Consider the following 16,092-nt stretch of genomic DNA (forward strand, 5'->3'; position numbering starts at 1 on the left):
AAATGCCATGACTGAACCCGATAATACCGGTCCGGCATCCCTGTTCGACCCCCTGTGTTTTCCCGGTGACACCCTTTGTGAAGCGTTCACGCCGGATGGCATGCCCCGCCAGCACTGGCAGCCGCTCATGCAGGCCTTTGATGCCATTGCACCATCCGTGCTGGCCCAGCGCCAGGATCGGGTCCGGCGGATGCGCCATGAGGACGGCGCCACCTTCAACCCCTTTGATTCGTCCGGCGGGCGGGGAACACCCTGGGCGCTGGACATGATCCCCCTGCCCATCAATGCCGATGAATGGGCCGGAATAGAAACCGGGTTGATTCAGCGGGCCGGGTTGATGGAGCGGATTCTGGCTGATGTGTACGGCCCTCAGAATCTTCTCCACCAGGGCGGGCTGCCTGCCGAACTGATTTATGCCAATCCCCATTTCCTGCGTCCCTGCCAGGGGGTGGTGCCGGTCGGAGGCCGCTACCTGACCGTCTACGCCGTCGACCTCTACCGCGGCATTGACGGACGCTTCCGGGTGCTTCGCGACTGGGCCGGCAATCCAGCCGGATTAGGGTACGCACTGGAAAACCGCATCGTTATTTCTCGCGTCTTTTCAGAGCTTTATCATCAAACCCAAATCCGCCGTCTGGCGCCTTTTTTCCACACCCTGCACACCAGCATGGCCCAGCGCGTGGCCGTACGAGGCCAGGACCCGGGACTCGTGTTGCTTTCTCCCGGTCCGGACAGCCGGATCTACTTCGAACACGCCCTGCTTTCCCGCTATCTTGGGTATCCCCTGGTGGAGGGGCAGGATCTGACCGTGCGCAACGGCGAGGTGTTTCTCAAAAAACTGGCCGGGCTGGAACCGGTCGACACCATTTTTCGCCACATTTCCGATGAAAGCAGCGACCCTTTTGCCCTGCGCCTGAATAACGGCAACGGTGTGGCCGGACTGATCCAGGCCTGCCGCGAAAAACACGTCGATGTGGTCAACCCCATCGGCAGCGGTTTCGTGGACACGCCGGTGTTGCCGGTATTTCTGCCGGGCCTGTGCCGCCAGCTGATGGGTGCCGATCTGCTACTGGAATGCCACCCGATCTGGTGGTGCGGCGATGCGGATACCCGTGGTCACGTACTGGCCAATCTCAAGCAGCTCGATGTGAAATGGGCCTTGGAACGTAGTGGGGCCACAGCGCCAGACGGTTCCCAGGACATGGACCTGGCGGCCCGGATCAACGCCGCCCCGCACATGATGATGGCCAGCGACCCCGTACAGACGGCAACCGTGCCGGCCTGGAATCCAGACAGCGTCGGGCCACGCTATACGCTTTTAAGGGTGTTTGCCTGCGCCACTGCGGATGGCTTTGCGGTCATGCCCGGCGGCTTGGCCATCTGCGCCGCGGACCTGCCCACGCTGCTTGGCGATGCACCCGAAAATCAGCACAGCAAGGACATCTGGGTTTATTCCGACCGGCCGGTAAACCCCTTCAGCCTGATCAGCAGCCTGAAGACCGTATCGGAGTTCACCCGCGGCAGCGACCTGCCCAGCCGCGTGGCCGATCACCTGCTGTGGCTGGGACGCTACCTGGAACGGGCCGAGGGATTGACCCGCCTTTTACGGTCGGTCTTCCGCCGGCTTTCCGGTGAAACGCGTCTGGTCGATATCCCTGAGTTTCCTTTTCTGATCAGCCTGTTGCGCTCGGAAAACACCATCCCCAAAATGCCCGACAACAGCGATGCCATCCCGCGTTATCGAGAATTAAAGCGTCAATTGAACACTGCCCTTTACGACCTGGATCGCCCCCAAAGCGTGGTGACCATCCTCAAACGGGTGCAGGATGCGGCCCGTAATGTACGGGATCGGCTCTCCCTGGATTCGTGGCGGGTGATCAATCGACTGGACGATTTCGGGGATGCGGCCGCAGCCGATCCATTGGATTTTCTGGAAGACACCCTGTTCACCTTGAGCGCCTTTTCCGGTCTGGCCATGGAAAGTATGACCCGCGGTCTAGGCTGGCGCTTCATGGACATGGGCCGGCGTGTGGAACGGGCCATCAACCAGGCCCAGCTGATCCGTCTGGGCCTGCCGCGGGTGTGTGCGGATTCACGCAGCGCCCTGGAAGCCTTATTGGAAATCTCCGACAGTATCATGACCTATCGGGCGCGTTACCGGACGGCGTTTCAACTGGCACCGGTTATGGATCTTCTCGTCCTTGACGAAACCAATCCCAAATCCCTGGCCTTTCAGTGCAGCCAGATCGCCGCGCATGTGGAAGAACTGCCACGCCAGGACCAGCGCCGCTTTAGTGCCGCAGAGGAGCGCCTGGCCCTGGAAATGCTCACTGCCGTACGCCTGTTGGACCTGTCCGGACTGGACTGCCAAAAATACGGCGATCTTCATGCCGCCCTGGAGGAATTTCTCACCACCATGGAAGATCGCCTGACCGAATTCGCCCAGCAGGTCAGCGCCCATTACCTGACACGGGTACCGACAACTCCCCATTTCTCAGCGCTGCATGGTGAACCAAGCCCATGAAATACCGAATCGTCCACAAGACCGCCTACCAGTATTCCGAACCGGCCTCCCTGTCGCAGAATGAGCTGATTCTTGAGCCCCGGAGTACCGCTTTCCAGCGGGTGGATCAAACCCATCTGTCGATCCTGCCCGAGCCTCAGTATGCAAGCAGCCGGATTGATTTTTTTGGCAACCGGGTCCAGGTATTCATGGTCCAGCATCCCCACACCGAACTGTCCATGACCGCCACCAGCCAGGTGGAGACGCTGCCGCCAGCCGACCCCGTGCCCCAACAGACCTTGCCCTGGGAAGATGTGGTTCAGGAACTTTGCGTCCATTCCCAGGCTGAAGCGCTCGATGCGTTTCAGTTCGTGTTCGCCAGCCCGATGATCACCATCGGATCCAAAATGCGCGATTACGCCCTGTTGTCCTTTCCGCCAGAACGTCCGGTGCTCGAAGGCGCCGTGGATCTGATGGGACGTATTTTCAATGAGTTCACCTACGACAAGTCCGCCACCACGGTGGACACCGCAGTGGAACAGGTGCTGGAAGAACGTAAAGGGGTGTGCCAGGATTTCGCCCATCTGGCCATCAGTTGCCTGCGCAGCCTGGGACTTGCCGCACGCTATGTGAGCGGCTATTTAGAAACCCTGCCGCCACCGGGAAAACCCAAGCTGGTGGGCGCCGATGCCTCCCACGCCTGGTTATCCATTTATGTCCCCGGCCTCGGCTGGGTGGACCTGGATCCCACCAACAACCAGATCCCCGGCCAGCGCCACATCACCCTGGCCTGGGGGCGCGATTACGGGGATGTGACCCCGGTCAAGGGCGTGGTCATGGGCGGCGGTGTGCACACGCTTTCTGTGATGGTGGATGTGGCGGCCCAGGAATAGGAAAAAGGAGCAAGTAATGAACTACTGGCTGATGAAATCCGAACCTGCGGCATTCAGCATTGATGATTTGAAAAATGCACCGGATCAGACCGATCACTGGGACGGTGTACGCAACTATCAGGCACGCAACATGATGCGCGATGCAATGAGAAAAGGCGACCAGATTTTCTTCTACCATTCCAACTGTAAGGTACCGGGCATCGTGGGGCTGATGAAGGTCGTGCACGAGGGCTATCCGGACCACACCGCCTTTGATCCCAAAGCCAAATATTTCGATGAGAAGAGTGATCCTGCCAACCCACGCTGGTATATGGTCGATGTGAAATACATCCGCCACACCAAACGCGTTATCTCCCTTTCCGAGCTCAAGGAATATGCGGTACTTAAAAACATGCCCCTGGTGCGCAAAGGCAATCGTCTTTCGATCATGCCCGTCAGTGCGGATGAATGGCGATTTATTCTGTCATTGGAGAAAAAAACAGGATAAATAGCAATTTCTCGTCGTCGTTTTCGTAATCGTTGTCGTTGTCACTCTCGTAATCGTTGTCGATATAAAATACGCGTCGCTTTCAGACCAGATGTTTTTCTTTCTCGATTACGACAACGACAACGATTACGATTACGATTGATATACGGTTTCTCAACCCACCGGATAAAGCCCCCGAACCTGGGCATGCAACCGCGCCAGGCCAAGCAGAATATCGATGTTGGGTGTATCGATCCCCGCATGTCGCCCGATTTCCTGAACCGAGGTAACCAGCGCATCCAGTTCAACAGACCGGCCGGCCTCCACATCCTGGAGCATGGAGGTTTTAAAGGCACCTAGTTTGCGGGTCACGGCATTGCGTTCCTCTCCGCTCTGCTCAATCGGACAGCCGAACACAGCACCGATCTGTGCGGCTTCAGCCATGATGTTCAGGCAAAAGCGATTGACCAGCGGATCATCCAGAATTTTGTCGCAAGTCGCACCGGTAATCGCCGACACCGGGTTCATGGTCATGTTACCCCACAGCTTGAACCAGATTTCGCGTTGAATATTATCGCTGATATCAATCTCCATGCCGGCATCGCCAAGCAGTTTGGCCAGTTCCGTTAACGGATCAGCAGTCGTGCCGTCCGGCTTGCCGATGATGATCTTTTTCCCGAATCCGTGGCGGGCAAACCCGGGCGCATTGAGAGAAAAACTTCCATGCACCACCCCGCCGACCACCTGGCTGGCAGGGATGGCGCTGGCCACACTGCCGGTGGGATCAACGGATTTGAGTTGGAGCCCCTCACAGCTTTTTCCAAATCCATCGAAAAACCACCACGGCACGCCGTTCATGGCTGTTAAAACCGTTGTTTGAGGACCGATCAGGGCCGGAATGCCCTCGGCCACGGCTGGCAGGGACTGGGCCTTGACGGCAACGATCACCAGATCCTGGACGCCCAGATCCGCTGGATTATCGCTGGCCGTGATGGACTGGGTGATGGTCTCTCCGTCCATTTCCAGCCGCAATCCGTTATCTTTTATTGCTTCGAGCGTGGCCCCACGTGCCACGGCACACACGTCAGCCCCCTTTCGCGCGAGCAATGCGCCCATAAATCCGCCGACCGCGCCAACACCGTAGATACAAATCTTTTTCATGGTCAATCCTCTCCAACTGATGAATTCTTTATAGAAATGAAAACAGAGAATGCCCCTGTAAAATGGGAAAGGCGATAATATACAAGGTCGTTTAAAAAAAGGTCAACACAATAATAACAGCTTGATTCTTATATAAAGATACACTAGCGTGTCGGTATTTCTCGATGAAAAGAGTCATTGGATACTGATTTTCTGAGATCTACCGCGCTTTTGGATTATAAATCGATATGCAAATTTCCAGATCAACCATATTTCTCATAAGCGTTGTTCTTGTATTTTTGCAAGTGCCAATATTCATGCAAATGAATTTCCCAAATATTCAATTTTGCAAGCGCCATTTATCAAGCGGATTCAGCAGACAGCCGTCCACGCAAGATAGCTTTCGCCCACGTGTGCCGCTTCTCCGCAGCCCGATGTGGTAATCGGAAGATCTGAGATTATAACTGAAATTCAGGAGAAATAATATGACAGGTATGATCATCATTTCAATAATATGCATAGCATGTGCATTTCTTCTTTGGAATATTGCTGATAAAAGAGGGGGAAATACTAAATTTTGGGCAATTATGGGTGCTATTTTTGGCCCGTTAGCCATACCATTTATATTTTTAACAAAAAATAAAGCCCCAAAGGCTATTCGGCCAGACAAATGAAAGTGAAATAAAAACTAGATATCGGGATAGGGAGTTCCCTCACGCCCCCCCTCCCCTCACCAGCCGGCATACGGATCGCTTACCAAGGCGGTTCAGTCTTCGCTTTCATTTACGCCTGGCCAAGTCGGCTGATCAGGGGAAGGCTTTTGAGCCGGCAGGAATAATCCTCGTTCAAAGAAGTAACGGTTTGGCAGAGCAAAAATCACCCACTTGACTTTACACATGCGCCAATGCTTTTATTTAACCTACGATCCTTAGCTCATTTTTAATATGTGTGCCGTGCCCGGCACACAACCATTCGGATAGATAACGGTGGTATGGATGGAATGAGGTAGCTTATACATTAATGGGTGAATAAATGAAAGCAAAACACATTACAGGGAATGGGTTTTTATTTATCATATGCTTTTTTTTAATATCATGCACTACATCCGGTCCAGATCTGCACCTTAAATCATCCAAAACTATTTCAAGGTTTCATACGGCTGCAACAAGAAACGATCTTGAAACTGTAAAAAAATTAGTTTCCGATGGACAATATATTAATGAGAGATCCATAAAAAATGGAAATACGGCACTTGAAAATGCAGCAATTAAAGATTCTTTTGATGTTGCTGAGTATTTACTTAATAATGGGGCTGATACTGAACTGGGAGATCATAATGGTCTAAAACCAATGCATGCAGCAGCCTTCTCGAACGCAATAGATACCATAAATTTACTGATAAAATCTGGGGCAAAAGTTAATTCTCAGACAAATAGAGGCGAATCAACTTTGCATTATGCGGCTCTTTATAATAATGTTAAAGTTGCAAAAATTCTAATAAAAAATGGAGCGATAGTAAATGCGAGACAAGAAAGCTCATATACGCCATTACACTATGCTGCGCTTAAAGGCCATACTGAAATGGCAACGCTTTTAGTTGAGAACGGAGCAGATAAAGCGCTAACAAGCAACGACAATAAGCTTGCATCTACTTTGGCCAAAGATAACGGATTTAACAAGTTGTCAATATATTTATTAGACTCAAACAGCACAAAAAAGGCTGCTCTAACAGCTTCAAATACGGGAAACCTTCATAAAAAAAATCCATCCCATAAATGGGCTGTAATAATCGGCATTTCCAAATATAAGTATTCCGGCCCAAATGGCCTCCCAAACCTTATCTTCGCAGATGATGATGCCAAAGATTTTGCTCACGCCCTTTACTCTCTTGGATGGTCTGAAAGCCATATCAAGCTTCTATTAAATGAAGACGCCACCCAGAGAAAAGTCATAATTGCCCTTAAATCATGGCTCACTAAATCAGGACCTGATGATCAGGTTTTATTATTCTGGGCAGGACACGGTTACCCAGATCCTGAAGATCCAGAAAAAGTTTATTTTGCAGTTTATGACACAGATATTTCAGTCCCTGCGACAGGCTATAGGATGGATGAAGTGAGGATGGCATTGGAAGAAATCGACTCAAAAAATGTCATTCTTCTGGCTGACACTTGTCATGCGGGGAAACTTATCACTCGAGGTAAGCGTGGCATATCTATTGTTCCGAAAATCGCCAAAATGAAACGTGATCAAAAAGTTCCAAAGGGTTGGGTGTTTTTAGTGGGAGCCGATACTGATCGTCAAGCAATTGAACATACATCATGGACAAATGGAGCATTCACTCATTTCCTACTGAAAGGTTTAAGCGGTGCCGCAGATGGTTTTCAAAGTGCAGGCAGAAAGGATGGTATTGTTACTATGGGTGAGCTAAAAGATTACATGAATGTTTCCATGCCAGATGAAACCCAAAAAATACTTGGCGTTGCAAAACGCCCTGTTATTACAACTAGCACAGGGGATCCAGATATATGGAATTTGACCCTGCAAGTGACACAATAATCAGCGATTGATGAACCCCAAAAAAACACAACGGAAGCAATAAATTCCGCCGCTGATTTATTCTTTGATCAGGCTTGCGTCGGATAACCATGGTGTCTACCGGCAACGTTGCCCCCTCATTGCGGTCTATTGAATTATATCGATTTGAATAATGAATTGGTTAAGACCGAATTGGCCAATTTGAACTGAACAAAAACTGTTAGCACCTGAAAAATCCAAATACGGACGGGGAATTCCGCCAGGGAATTCCCCTCTTCTATCAGAACCACCAGATATCGCGTTTGCGGGGGTTCCCGTAAGAGTCGAAGCAATCGCCTGACTCACGCAATACCACCTTCAGATCGTCTTCGGTAAAGTCAAAACCATCTCCAACAGCAGCAACGACAAAGTCAGACATGGTTTCGATCTGATCGTATTTAAGGCGTAGGACTTTATCTTCTCCACCAGCAATTAAAAATCTTTCAACTTCTTGTTTGGACATGATCGTCTCCTTTCAGACAATAAAATTAATGCTTTTTTTATTTTTTTTTCAATCCTCTCTCAAGGATGAGCGACATCAGTTATGTGCCCTATCATAGCATGAAGCGCGCCATATTGTTTTTTACAACCATTTTAATGTCAGGCAATGTCATAAATCCATTACTTATCAATGGATTTATGACATTGCCGATTTTTTCAAGAACGCATATAGATGTAAAACCATGGACCTACAAAATTGAAAAAAAATCAAAAAAATCATACAAAATTGTATTGTAAAAATAATGGAAATTCGATTAGATAAGGGTAAATGGGTAATGCCCGTTCACAGGCCAAAACCTTTCCGTGAATCCTCCCCGGCAGAAATTGCGATACATCTGATTAAGGAACACATCTGGAGGCAAACCATGAAAAAACTTATGCAATATCTTGCCCAATTCCCTTTCTGGATAGACCGCAAATTTAGATGGCTCGATCTCCGTTTTTTCCGGGCCGACCTGGAGGGGCTCCGAAAAAAAATGAAGCTGGCAGAAGGCTATTCTTGCATTCCGGTATGGATGCCGGTTCCGTTACTCGCTTTCCTGTTTTACGGACCGTTGATTTTCGATCGCTGGCGGGGCGTGTGGCTGGCGATCGGGCTCGGCGCGGCCATCATTATCCACCTGTTTTCCTGCCGCGTATTCAAAGGGCTGTGGTTGGCATTTGCCCAGTGGGTGATTCTTGCAGGCACCGCTTTAATCTTGTATTTTATCGCCAGCGATTCAGCACGCCAGGTCGATCCAACCCTATACGCGCATATACTGTTGCCGTTTGTGTTGCTGGTATCGACATTAGGGCTTCCATTTAATCGTTTGTTGGGCGATGTATTGTTTCACAATAAGCGTGAAGCATACAGGGACAGCTTCCTAAAAAACCTTGGAAACGTCCAACTGTTCGTCAAGCCCTTCAATTCACCACCTGAAATGTCTCGTTTCCTGCGCGCCATTTTCCTGGCACCGCTGCTGACGCCGTTGATGCTGGTTTATCCACCCGCCTTTACCACATTGTTTTTAGACCCTAGCCGATACTGGTACTGGCTTTTAATTATTTTGGCATTTTCCTGGAGTATCTTGGCCGCAGTGCATTATCACAAGCGCCTCACAGCACTCCTATACCTTTTAAAAAAGGGATTTTTCACGGGTGGAACAAGAATTTTATCCTTGTTGGTCATCGTGCTGGCCGTCACGCGTCTTTTAGGGGTGAGCTACGTTACAACGGTGCTGGACGGTGCTTCCCGCTGGACTATTATTGCTCTGCTGGTATGCTTGTATTTAACCATGTGGCTCTATGACTATTGGACTCAGCGGGCACTCAGCGAGGTTCTTCTCGGTCTGTTGGATCCGGAAAAAAAACACCCCGGCAAAGTGAAGTACGACTACCTGAAAGGGGATACTACCGTTTCGGGAGCGATCCAGGTCCATGGTGGCGGGCGGTTTCTGGCAGTGGTTCCATACGACCCGCCCAAGCAACCGAAGAAGTTTCAAGCTTATCAACCCATTGATCTGTTCCGTACGATCAGCAAGCAGCTCTTCGGACGGGCACGTGCGGCACATACGGATGGGAATGAGGATCGGTGGGAAACGGCCAACATTGCGGACCACCATCTGGAAACGCTGGAGCAACGAGTGGTTTTGTATCACACGATTCCTGCATTTCTGCTCGTGGTGGCTCTGTCCGTTATGACTTATTCTGTATTCAATATGGAGCAGCAAGCGGGATTGACAATCCATCAGGAGCCTTTGAAAAACAGTCGCCAGGTCGTCGATCTCTATCAAGAGATTAAACGCCTGGCAAACGGCGGACCGGTATTGGCGATTGCCGCCTCGGGCGGTGGAACACGGGCGGCATTGTATACTTACAGCTTGCTGCGCGAGATCCAACAGCGGGGTATGCTGGATCGTGTCGTGATGCTTAGTGGCGTTTCCGGCGGCAGTGCCAGTATCGCCTATTTCTCAGCGCACCGTGGATCTCTATCCGACGACGGTATCCCATGGCAGCAATACCGAAGCGCCATGGCCGAGCCATATATCAGAGACGTTTTAGCAGGCGCCGGAGAAAAGCGTTTTCTCTATGGAACACGTCTGGGGCAACTGCTGACTGAATCGTTTGAACGCCGGTTCATCAATGGGATGCGTACCGATACGGCGGGTGTAACCGGGAAAACGATTGGAAATGATCAGGCGAGACTTGGATATGTGGCCGAAAAATGGGGCATGGGATTGATCTTTAACACTGCGGTTGTGGGTAGTTATAACGGGGATGATCCGATTCAGTCAAAATGCTTTGAAATACACGGCGAGATGCGAAAATGTGCGACCAGCTCGACCGCCGGCAGCCGCCTTGCGTTGACCAACATAGCGGCCATGACTGAAATGTCCGTTTCGAGTATCACGGACGGCTGGAATATCGATATGCCCTATTCGATCCACCACGATCCGATGATCCTGCTGCCGGCCGCTGCCTCGCTTAGCGCCAACTTCCCGCCCGTGTTCTCAAATGCAGCCGTCGATTTTGAGCGTAATGGTAAGAATAACCGATATTATGTGACCGACGGCGGTGCGGTGGAGAATCGTGCGCTGATATCGCTATTGCTGACTTTACGTGCCTCGATCATCAATCAGCCAACGCCTGACAGCCCGCTGCCGCCTGTCAAGGTGCTAGTGGCCGACGCCTCGGCTTTCTCCGAAGGGTACAAGGAGGACCGCGGAGTCGGTGCCTTAGGCGGTGCAAAAGCCAGCATTGCTTCAAAACTGATCGGGGAACTGACGCGGGAAATTGACTGGGCTTACCGTAAGCTCTCCGGAAAGCGTCCGGCCAAAGGGCCGGATACACGGCCTGGAGTCGAGATTGTTTACCTTCCAATGCCCAAGGTATTGCGTATTTCCAGTGCATTCGGAACACATTGGATGATGCCGGAAAATATCGAAATCCGCGACCCCAAAACCTTTTACTTAAAGCCAAGGCGATGGTACCGACCGAAGGGTTGTCCGGTTGATAATCTCAGCAAACAGGAAATCCTCAAAGTCATCGACCTGTTGTTCTCTAACAATGAGGAACGTAATGCCGGCGCTAACAGTGATGCAATGCGCAAGTTGTTCGAGTGGTTCGCGAAGGATGATCCAAGAAATGTTCTCGACCAGGCACTCAGATAAGGAGGAATCCCGCTGGGTAAGAACCTGTTTGATAAATCCGTCTAAGGTCCGCTAACAGCGCCTACAACTGTCTCAAAATGCTCACATTTTATGCTGTGCGTCACGATGGTAGAGTAATATTAGGGCGCAGGTAAAAAATAATTACCCCATCCTGCTTGTCCTTACAACCGTCTACAGCGTTCCATCCGCCGGCACAGATTCCAAATATGCACCGGCGGATGCGCCTTGTAGACGAGGCGCAAATCCGGCGCAATCTGGGGTAATTATTTTTTACCTGCACCCCTAATGGCGGGCTTGACTGACCTTAAATTTTTCCAACTGCATAAACCAGTCTCTGGGTATTTTTCCCCGGCCGTAGTATTTTTCTAAAATTGCTGTATATGCCCCGCTTTCAATTATACGTTCCAATCCATTGCTGTATTTTTCCCCGAGATCTCTTCCGTCCGGATAGGTCTTGTCGATCATGATGGTAATCGGGCGCACTGACCCTTTAATATCAAAGTACGCAAAATTCTCGGCATCTTCTGGAAAAATGCTGTTGATTTTATAAAATCCGGTTAGCTTGACCATACTGCACAAATCGATTCGTCCGTATCTTAATTTTTTAATCAAAGAAATTTCCGAATTGCTGGGCTCGACCTCAATGCCTTTTTCATGCAGAAAAGATACATCTCCCAGTGTTCCCCTGATAATGCCAAGCTTAAAGCCTTTAATATCATCCAACCCTGTATAATGGATTTCTTTTTTGTGGTTGGGCCGATAGTAGAAAAAAGCGACCCGAAAAACAGCAATCGTGACAATCGCGCTAAACTCCTGGCCGGAAAAGATTTCCGGGTTGCCCACATGGTTGCTGGTCAAATTTTTTCTGATTCTTTCCATGGGAATATATTTGATAACGCTTTTCACGCCGATTTCTTTTGATATGGCATGAAGTATCTCACCGGCCATTCCATCTTCAGGCAAATTGGCAGACCAGAAGGGCGGTGTTTCCGTAGAACTGAATTCAACGATTCGTTTATCCGCAAAAGCCGGAATTGCGAATATCAAGACCTGCACCAGAAGAATAATCCACACCACTTTTGCACGCTTCAATATCCTTTCCTCCTTGTCAGCTTTATTGACGCTTTTCGATTATTTCTTCATATCTGCCGTTTTGTTTGATTATTTTAAACCCCTTGGAAAAAGCAGTGGAAAGTTCTTTGAAGCGCAGGTGCTTTTTGTTGAATATAATTGAAAAAGGCGCCTCCCATGACAACGCCTGCATTTTACCAAAGTCTTCTTTCTCATCTGGGAAATACTTCTGGAGAAACCATTCACCACGAATGTCGGCCATACTTAAAAAATCGATTTTTCCATCCTTCAGGTTGCTAAACAAGGCGGGTAAATCACCTGTTACCGTAAGGGTTTTGATCCCCGCTTTTTTATAGATTGTGAGATCCTCACCAACCAAGGCACCATATGTGTACCCTTTCAAATTTTCCAATTTCCCATACCAGTCCAATTCCTTTTTATGATTGGGTTTGTAATAGAAGAATCTTCCCCGCATGGTGTAGCATGGCATTAAAACAAGCTGTTTCAGCTCATCGTCCGAGAAGTCGTTTTGCATGCCAATCATCGCGGCTGCGTTCTCCTGAATCAAGGAGTAAACGGCCAGCGGTTTAACGACCTGATTTTCCAACGTCACCGTTACCCATGCCGCTGTGAAGGCCTCCTGAATAATTTCTGAACAAATCCCCATGTTGGTCATTTCAAAGGTCGTCAACGGCGGATATTCATAGAAGAATATTTTGATCGTTGCTTCGGGCTCAAACAACTGGGGCGTCAGCCGCGGCCCGGTTGCCCATGTGACCCATGGCGCACCAAGGACCACGATCAGGATACCCATTATCACATCGAGAAAATTGAATTTCCGTTTCATTGCAGCATGTTCCTTTCCAGGTGGGATCTCTATGGGTTCGGTATATCCTTGGCGGCAAACGAATCAATCACGGCGGAACTGGATAGGGTTGTCAGCCTGTCCCAAACATCAATATGATAATTGAACGGATGCGTTTGCGTCAGCATGATGGTAATTTTCTCTTCCCTTGGATCAATACTGAATCGCGTAGAATAGATGCCGGCCCACTCATAGGCCCCAACGCTTCCGCTGTCTACATCCTGGCCGCGATCCATCTCAATGGCAAAGCCAAGCCCGAATTTCCATCCTTTACTGTGAATGAACGTTGCTTCAAGCTCATTGATGTGATTCGTTGCGGTCATCAGTTCGACTGTCTTCGGGCTCAACAAGCGAACACCGTCAAATTCACCGTTATTCAATAGCATCTGGCAAAATCTGAAATAATCATAAGCGGTTGAAACTAATCCAGCACCGCCCGAATAGAAGGTTTGAGGCCCTTTGTAGGGATAGCTCGGCGAGTGGACAAACGTCCCATCGATTTTGGGGTCATCGGTCATTTTTTGCAGGTGGCCCTTCCAGTCGGTGATCCATAATGCTGATAATCTGGATCGTTTATCTTCGGGCAGATAAAAATAGGTATCGTTCATTTTCAGTGGCTCAAAAATGTACTGATGAAAATAATCGTCCAAAGTCATTCCCGAAACGATTTCAACCACGCGGCCGAGAACATCCGTTGACAGACCGTATTCGAAAACTTCGCCGGGGTGGTCATAAAGCGGCAACCGGCCCAATTTTCGCGCCATTTCGCCGATCGTGCCCTCGATTTCGCTGACACCGTCGAAAATACCGGCGTCCTCATAAAACCGGGCCAATTGTTTGTGCCTGGAATCCGTCAGCCAGGTCGCCAAAAACCGGTAGGAAATACCCGATGTATTGGTCAGCAGGTGTCTTATGGTAATCTCCCGTTTGGCAGGAATCAGCTTATACGGTGGACCGGCCCCTTCCGGCAGCATCATCAGCACTTTGGGTCTGGCAAATTCCGGGATGTATTTTGCGACCGGATCGGAGAGCAAAATGCGCCCTTGTTCATATAGCTGCATGACCGCCACACAAGTAATTGGTTTGGTCATGGAAGCAATTCTGAATATGGTGTTTTTTTGCATGGGCGTGTCGATATCGGCCCTGCCGAATACCCTGAAATAGGCCAGCTTGCCTTTGCGCGCGATCAAAACAATTGAACCGCCGATCTTTTTTTCATCGACAAAGTTGGTCATCAACCGGTCAATATGTTTTAGCCGTTGGGAGGACAAGCCAACGCTTTCCGGTTCAACGGTTTGAAAGAAATCTTTTCCGAAAACCGGTGCTATAAATAATAGGATTGAAATCAGCACCGAAATAATTTGATGCATGGCTTTCATATTATGCTCTCCTAAACATAGTTCCTCATAAAATCAATCATAAAAAATGATTGATCTTCAGACAATAGATAATTATACACCTATTTCATACCCAACGGATTTGATTCGAAGTCTGAACTCAATGCAAAAGTGATGGGAACCCATGCAGATCCGTTTTATGGCGCACCCGTTGTAATTGTCGTTCTGGCCGACAGAAGCAGGCCGACATATTTGAATGACGGCAGTCTGGTGATGAGTAATCTGCTGCTTGCCGCCCATGATCTGGGCCTTGGAAGCTGCTGGATACACCGCGCCAGACAAGTGTTCGACAGCCCGGAAGGCAAGGCGCTGTTAAAAACTTGGGGCATCGATGGGGATTACGAGGGAATCGGTCATTGCATTGTGGGATATATTGATGGAGAGCGACCCGAGGCCGCCCCACGAAAAAGCAATTATGTCTATTATGTTTGAAAGGCCCATCTTTTTTATGCAACCTGAGGGGTTACACCAACCCGGCAAACCACGTCACATCGACATTTTTGGCCAGCCAGAACAGCAGCATACCCACAACCACCGTGCCCCCCAATGATCGCGTCCACCAGGCAAAGGCAAAGGTCGGCAGGGCCACCCAGAACTCTGGCCGCAGATAATCGATCTGCCTCGGATCTCCCCCTAAAATGAGGGCCGGCAACAGCAGGGCGCTGAGGATGGCGGCCGGAATCAGTTCCAGCCACTGAACGAACCATTCCGGCAGCGAGCGCCGCGAAAGAAAGTGCAGGGGAAGCCAGCGTGGCAGGTAGGTCACCAGTCCCATGCCCAAAAGGAGTATCAGGTAATCAGCCATTTCTCTTATGCCCCTTTAACACGTTGCGCTGAATGACCACTCCCACACTGGCGGCCGCAATGGAAGCGATCACGATATAGCTATTGCCCGGGACCAACAGGGCGATCCCTACGGCCGTCAGGCCGGCAATTACAGCGGTCAACAGGTGAATCAGTTTTCTGATCTGATAAATCAGCAGGCAGATGAACATGGCGATAAGCGCATAATCGATACCCAACGCCCCTTCCGGGATAAAGCGACCACCGATACCGCCGGCCACCGTGCTGAATAGCCAGGTCAGGTTGGCGGCATGGTTGACCACCAGGGCCCTGGAAAGACTCCACCCACCGGCATTGAAACGCGGCAGGTTGACGGCAAAACTTTCGTCGGTCACACCATAGGCATACAGCGCAAGCAATTTCCGGCGGGCGGCCCGTAAATAAACGGACAGGGCCGAGCTCATCAAGACATGGCGCAGATTGACCACAAATGTCGTGGTGATGATGGTCAGGGCCGAGGCACCGGCATCGAGCATGGAGACGGCAATAAACTGCGCACTGCCCGCAAAAACCAGGATCGACATCAGACCGATCTTTACAGGGCCAAGGCCCGCCTTCTGGGCCAGAACCCCAAAGGCCATCCCGATCGGCAGGTACCCCAAACAAATGGGCCAACCGGCACTTAGCCCCGCTTTGAAAACAGCCGGCCGGCTTTGAAAGGAAACGTTTGTCATCTTAATCAACCTT

General features: G+C 50.2%; 14 protein-coding genes. 7 read left to right on the top strand and 7 right to left on the bottom strand.

Features of this window, described 5'->3' with window-relative positions; genetic code table 11:
- Positions 1–7 precede the first annotated feature (7 nt).
- The 3 genes from Dvar_RS23800 to Dvar_RS23810 are packed head-to-tail and all read left to right on the top strand — an operon-like array spanning position 8 to position 3,883.
- Positions 8–2,524: a circularly permuted type 2 ATP-grasp protein gene (locus tag Dvar_RS23800; RefSeq protein WP_419655613.1), complete on the top strand. Its 2,517-nt coding sequence runs from the start codon at positions 8–10 to the stop codon at positions 2,522–2,524.
- Positions 2,521–3,396, top strand: coding sequence for a transglutaminase family protein (locus Dvar_RS23805; RefSeq protein WP_419655614.1), 876 nt, complete (start codon positions 2,521–2,523; stop codon positions 3,394–3,396). The genes Dvar_RS23800 and Dvar_RS23805 overlap by 4 nt, the downstream gene beginning before the upstream one ends.
- A 16-nt stretch (positions 3,397–3,412) precedes the next feature.
- Positions 3,413–3,883 carry an EVE domain-containing protein gene (locus tag Dvar_RS23810; RefSeq protein ID WP_419655615.1) on the top strand — a complete coding sequence of 157 codons (471 nt, stop codon included), beginning with the start codon at positions 3,413–3,415 and terminating at the stop codon, positions 3,881–3,883.
- 153 nt (positions 3,884–4,036) lie between these two features.
- Here Dvar_RS23810 and Dvar_RS23815 read toward each other — a convergent pair whose 3' ends face one another.
- A complete protein-coding gene (locus tag Dvar_RS23815) occupies positions 4,037–5,023 on the bottom strand; it encodes a 2-dehydropantoate 2-reductase (RefSeq protein ID WP_419655616.1) in 987 nt (328 codons plus the stop codon).
- A 464-nt stretch (positions 5,024–5,487) separates the two neighbouring features.
- Between Dvar_RS23815 and Dvar_RS23820 the strand changes: the two genes are divergently transcribed.
- Positions 5,488–5,676 (top strand): hypothetical protein, encoded by a 189-nt coding sequence (locus Dvar_RS23820; protein ID WP_419655617.1) that lies wholly within the window; start codon positions 5,488–5,490, stop codon positions 5,674–5,676.
- Between the two features lie 358 nt (positions 5,677–6,034).
- A complete protein-coding gene (locus Dvar_RS23825) occupies positions 6,035–7,561 on the top strand; it encodes an ankyrin repeat domain-containing protein (RefSeq protein ID WP_419655618.1) in 1,527 nt (508 codons plus the stop codon).
- A 259-nt stretch (positions 7,562–7,820) separates the two neighbouring features.
- Here the strand turns inward: Dvar_RS23825 and Dvar_RS23830 are convergent, their stop codons facing one another.
- Positions 7,821–8,042 carry a Nif11-like leader peptide family natural product precursor gene (locus Dvar_RS23830; RefSeq protein WP_419655619.1) on the bottom strand — a complete coding sequence of 74 codons (222 nt, stop codon included), beginning with the start codon at positions 8,040–8,042 and terminating at the stop codon, positions 7,821–7,823.
- Positions 8,043–8,445: 403 nt separating this feature from the next.
- Here Dvar_RS23830 and Dvar_RS23835 point away from each other — a divergent pair, with 403 nt between their 5' ends.
- Positions 8,446–11,229, top strand: coding sequence for a hypothetical protein (locus Dvar_RS23835; protein ID WP_419655620.1), 2,784 nt, complete (start codon positions 8,446–8,448; stop codon positions 11,227–11,229).
- 282 nt (positions 11,230–11,511) lie between these two features.
- Here the strand turns inward: Dvar_RS23835 and Dvar_RS23840 are convergent, their stop codons facing one another.
- The 3 genes from Dvar_RS23840 to Dvar_RS23850 are packed head-to-tail and all read right to left on the bottom strand — an operon-like array spanning position 11,512 to position 14,544.
- Positions 11,512–12,321, bottom strand: coding sequence for a substrate-binding periplasmic protein (locus Dvar_RS23840; protein WP_419655621.1), 810 nt, complete (start codon positions 12,319–12,321; stop codon positions 11,512–11,514).
- A gap of 22 nt (positions 12,322–12,343) precedes the next feature.
- Positions 12,344–13,147: a hypothetical protein gene (locus tag Dvar_RS23845; RefSeq protein WP_419655622.1), complete on the bottom strand. Its 804-nt coding sequence runs from the start codon at positions 13,145–13,147 to the stop codon at positions 12,344–12,346.
- Between the two features lie 29 nt (positions 13,148–13,176).
- Entirely contained in the window at positions 13,177–14,544 is a 1,368-nt protein-coding gene (locus Dvar_RS23850; RefSeq protein ID WP_419655623.1) for a serine hydrolase domain-containing protein, read from the bottom strand.
- Between the two features lie 132 nt (positions 14,545–14,676).
- On the opposite strand from Dvar_RS23850, the gene Dvar_RS23855 reads away from it, so the two are divergent.
- Positions 14,677–14,994, top strand: coding sequence for a nitroreductase family protein (locus Dvar_RS23855; protein ID WP_419655624.1), 318 nt, complete (start codon positions 14,677–14,679; stop codon positions 14,992–14,994).
- Between the two features lie 31 nt (positions 14,995–15,025).
- Here Dvar_RS23855 and Dvar_RS23860 read toward each other — a convergent pair whose 3' ends face one another.
- Positions 15,026–15,367, bottom strand: coding sequence for an AzlD domain-containing protein (locus Dvar_RS23860; protein WP_419655625.1), 342 nt, complete (start codon positions 15,365–15,367; stop codon positions 15,026–15,028).
- The gene (locus tag Dvar_RS23865) at positions 15,360–16,079 is read right to left on the bottom strand and encodes an AzlC family ABC transporter permease (RefSeq protein WP_419655626.1); all 720 of its coding nucleotides are present in this window, start codon (positions 16,077–16,079) and stop codon (positions 15,360–15,362) included. Before Dvar_RS23865 ends, Dvar_RS23860 begins: the two co-directional genes overlap by 8 nt.
- Positions 16,080–16,092: the final 13 nt, after the last annotated feature.

Source organism: Desulfosarcina variabilis str. Montpellier (genome assembly GCF_048565275.1).
Lineage (GTDB): Bacteria > Desulfobacterota > Desulfobacteria > Desulfobacterales > Desulfosarcinaceae > Desulfosarcina > Desulfosarcina variabilis.

What these genes read in the sequence shown, in the direction of transcription:
- Dvar_RS23800 (WP_419655613.1), top strand. Translation starts at nt 8, where the DNA reads ATGACTGAACCCGATAATACCGGTCCGGCATCCCTGTTCGACCCCCTG.
- Dvar_RS23805 (WP_419655614.1), top strand. Translation starts at nt 2,521, where the DNA reads ATGAAATACCGAATCGTCCACAAGACCGCCTACCAGTATTCCGAACCG.
- Dvar_RS23810 (WP_419655615.1), top strand. Translation starts at nt 3,413, where the DNA reads ATGAACTACTGGCTGATGAAATCCGAACCTGCGGCATTCAGCATTGAT.
- Dvar_RS23815 (WP_419655616.1), bottom strand. Translation starts at nt 5,023, where the DNA reads ATGAAAAAGATTTGTATCTACGGTGTTGGCGCGGTCGGCGGATTTATG.
- Dvar_RS23820 (WP_419655617.1), top strand. Translation starts at nt 5,488, where the DNA reads ATGACAGGTATGATCATCATTTCAATAATATGCATAGCATGTGCATTT.
- Dvar_RS23825 (WP_419655618.1), top strand. Translation starts at nt 6,035, where the DNA reads ATGAAAGCAAAACACATTACAGGGAATGGGTTTTTATTTATCATATGC.
- Dvar_RS23830 (WP_419655619.1), bottom strand. Translation starts at nt 8,042, where the DNA reads ATGTCCAAACAAGAAGTTGAAAGATTTTTAATTGCTGGTGGAGAAGAT.
- Dvar_RS23835 (WP_419655620.1), top strand. Translation starts at nt 8,446, where the DNA reads ATGAAAAAACTTATGCAATATCTTGCCCAATTCCCTTTCTGGATAGAC.
- Dvar_RS23845 (WP_419655622.1), bottom strand. Translation starts at nt 13,147, where the DNA reads ATGAAACGGAAATTCAATTTTCTCGATGTGATAATGGGTATCCTGATC.
- Dvar_RS23850 (WP_419655623.1), bottom strand. Translation starts at nt 14,544, where the DNA reads ATGAAAGCCATGCATCAAATTATTTCGGTGCTGATTTCAATCCTATTA.
- Dvar_RS23855 (WP_419655624.1), top strand. Translation starts at nt 14,677, where the DNA reads ATGGGAACCCATGCAGATCCGTTTTATGGCGCACCCGTTGTAATTGTC.
- Dvar_RS23860 (WP_419655625.1), bottom strand. Translation starts at nt 15,367, where the DNA reads ATGGCTGATTACCTGATACTCCTTTTGGGCATGGGACTGGTGACCTAC.
- Dvar_RS23865 (WP_419655626.1), bottom strand. Translation starts at nt 16,079, where the DNA reads ATGACAAACGTTTCCTTTCAAAGCCGGCCGGCTGTTTTCAAAGCGGGG.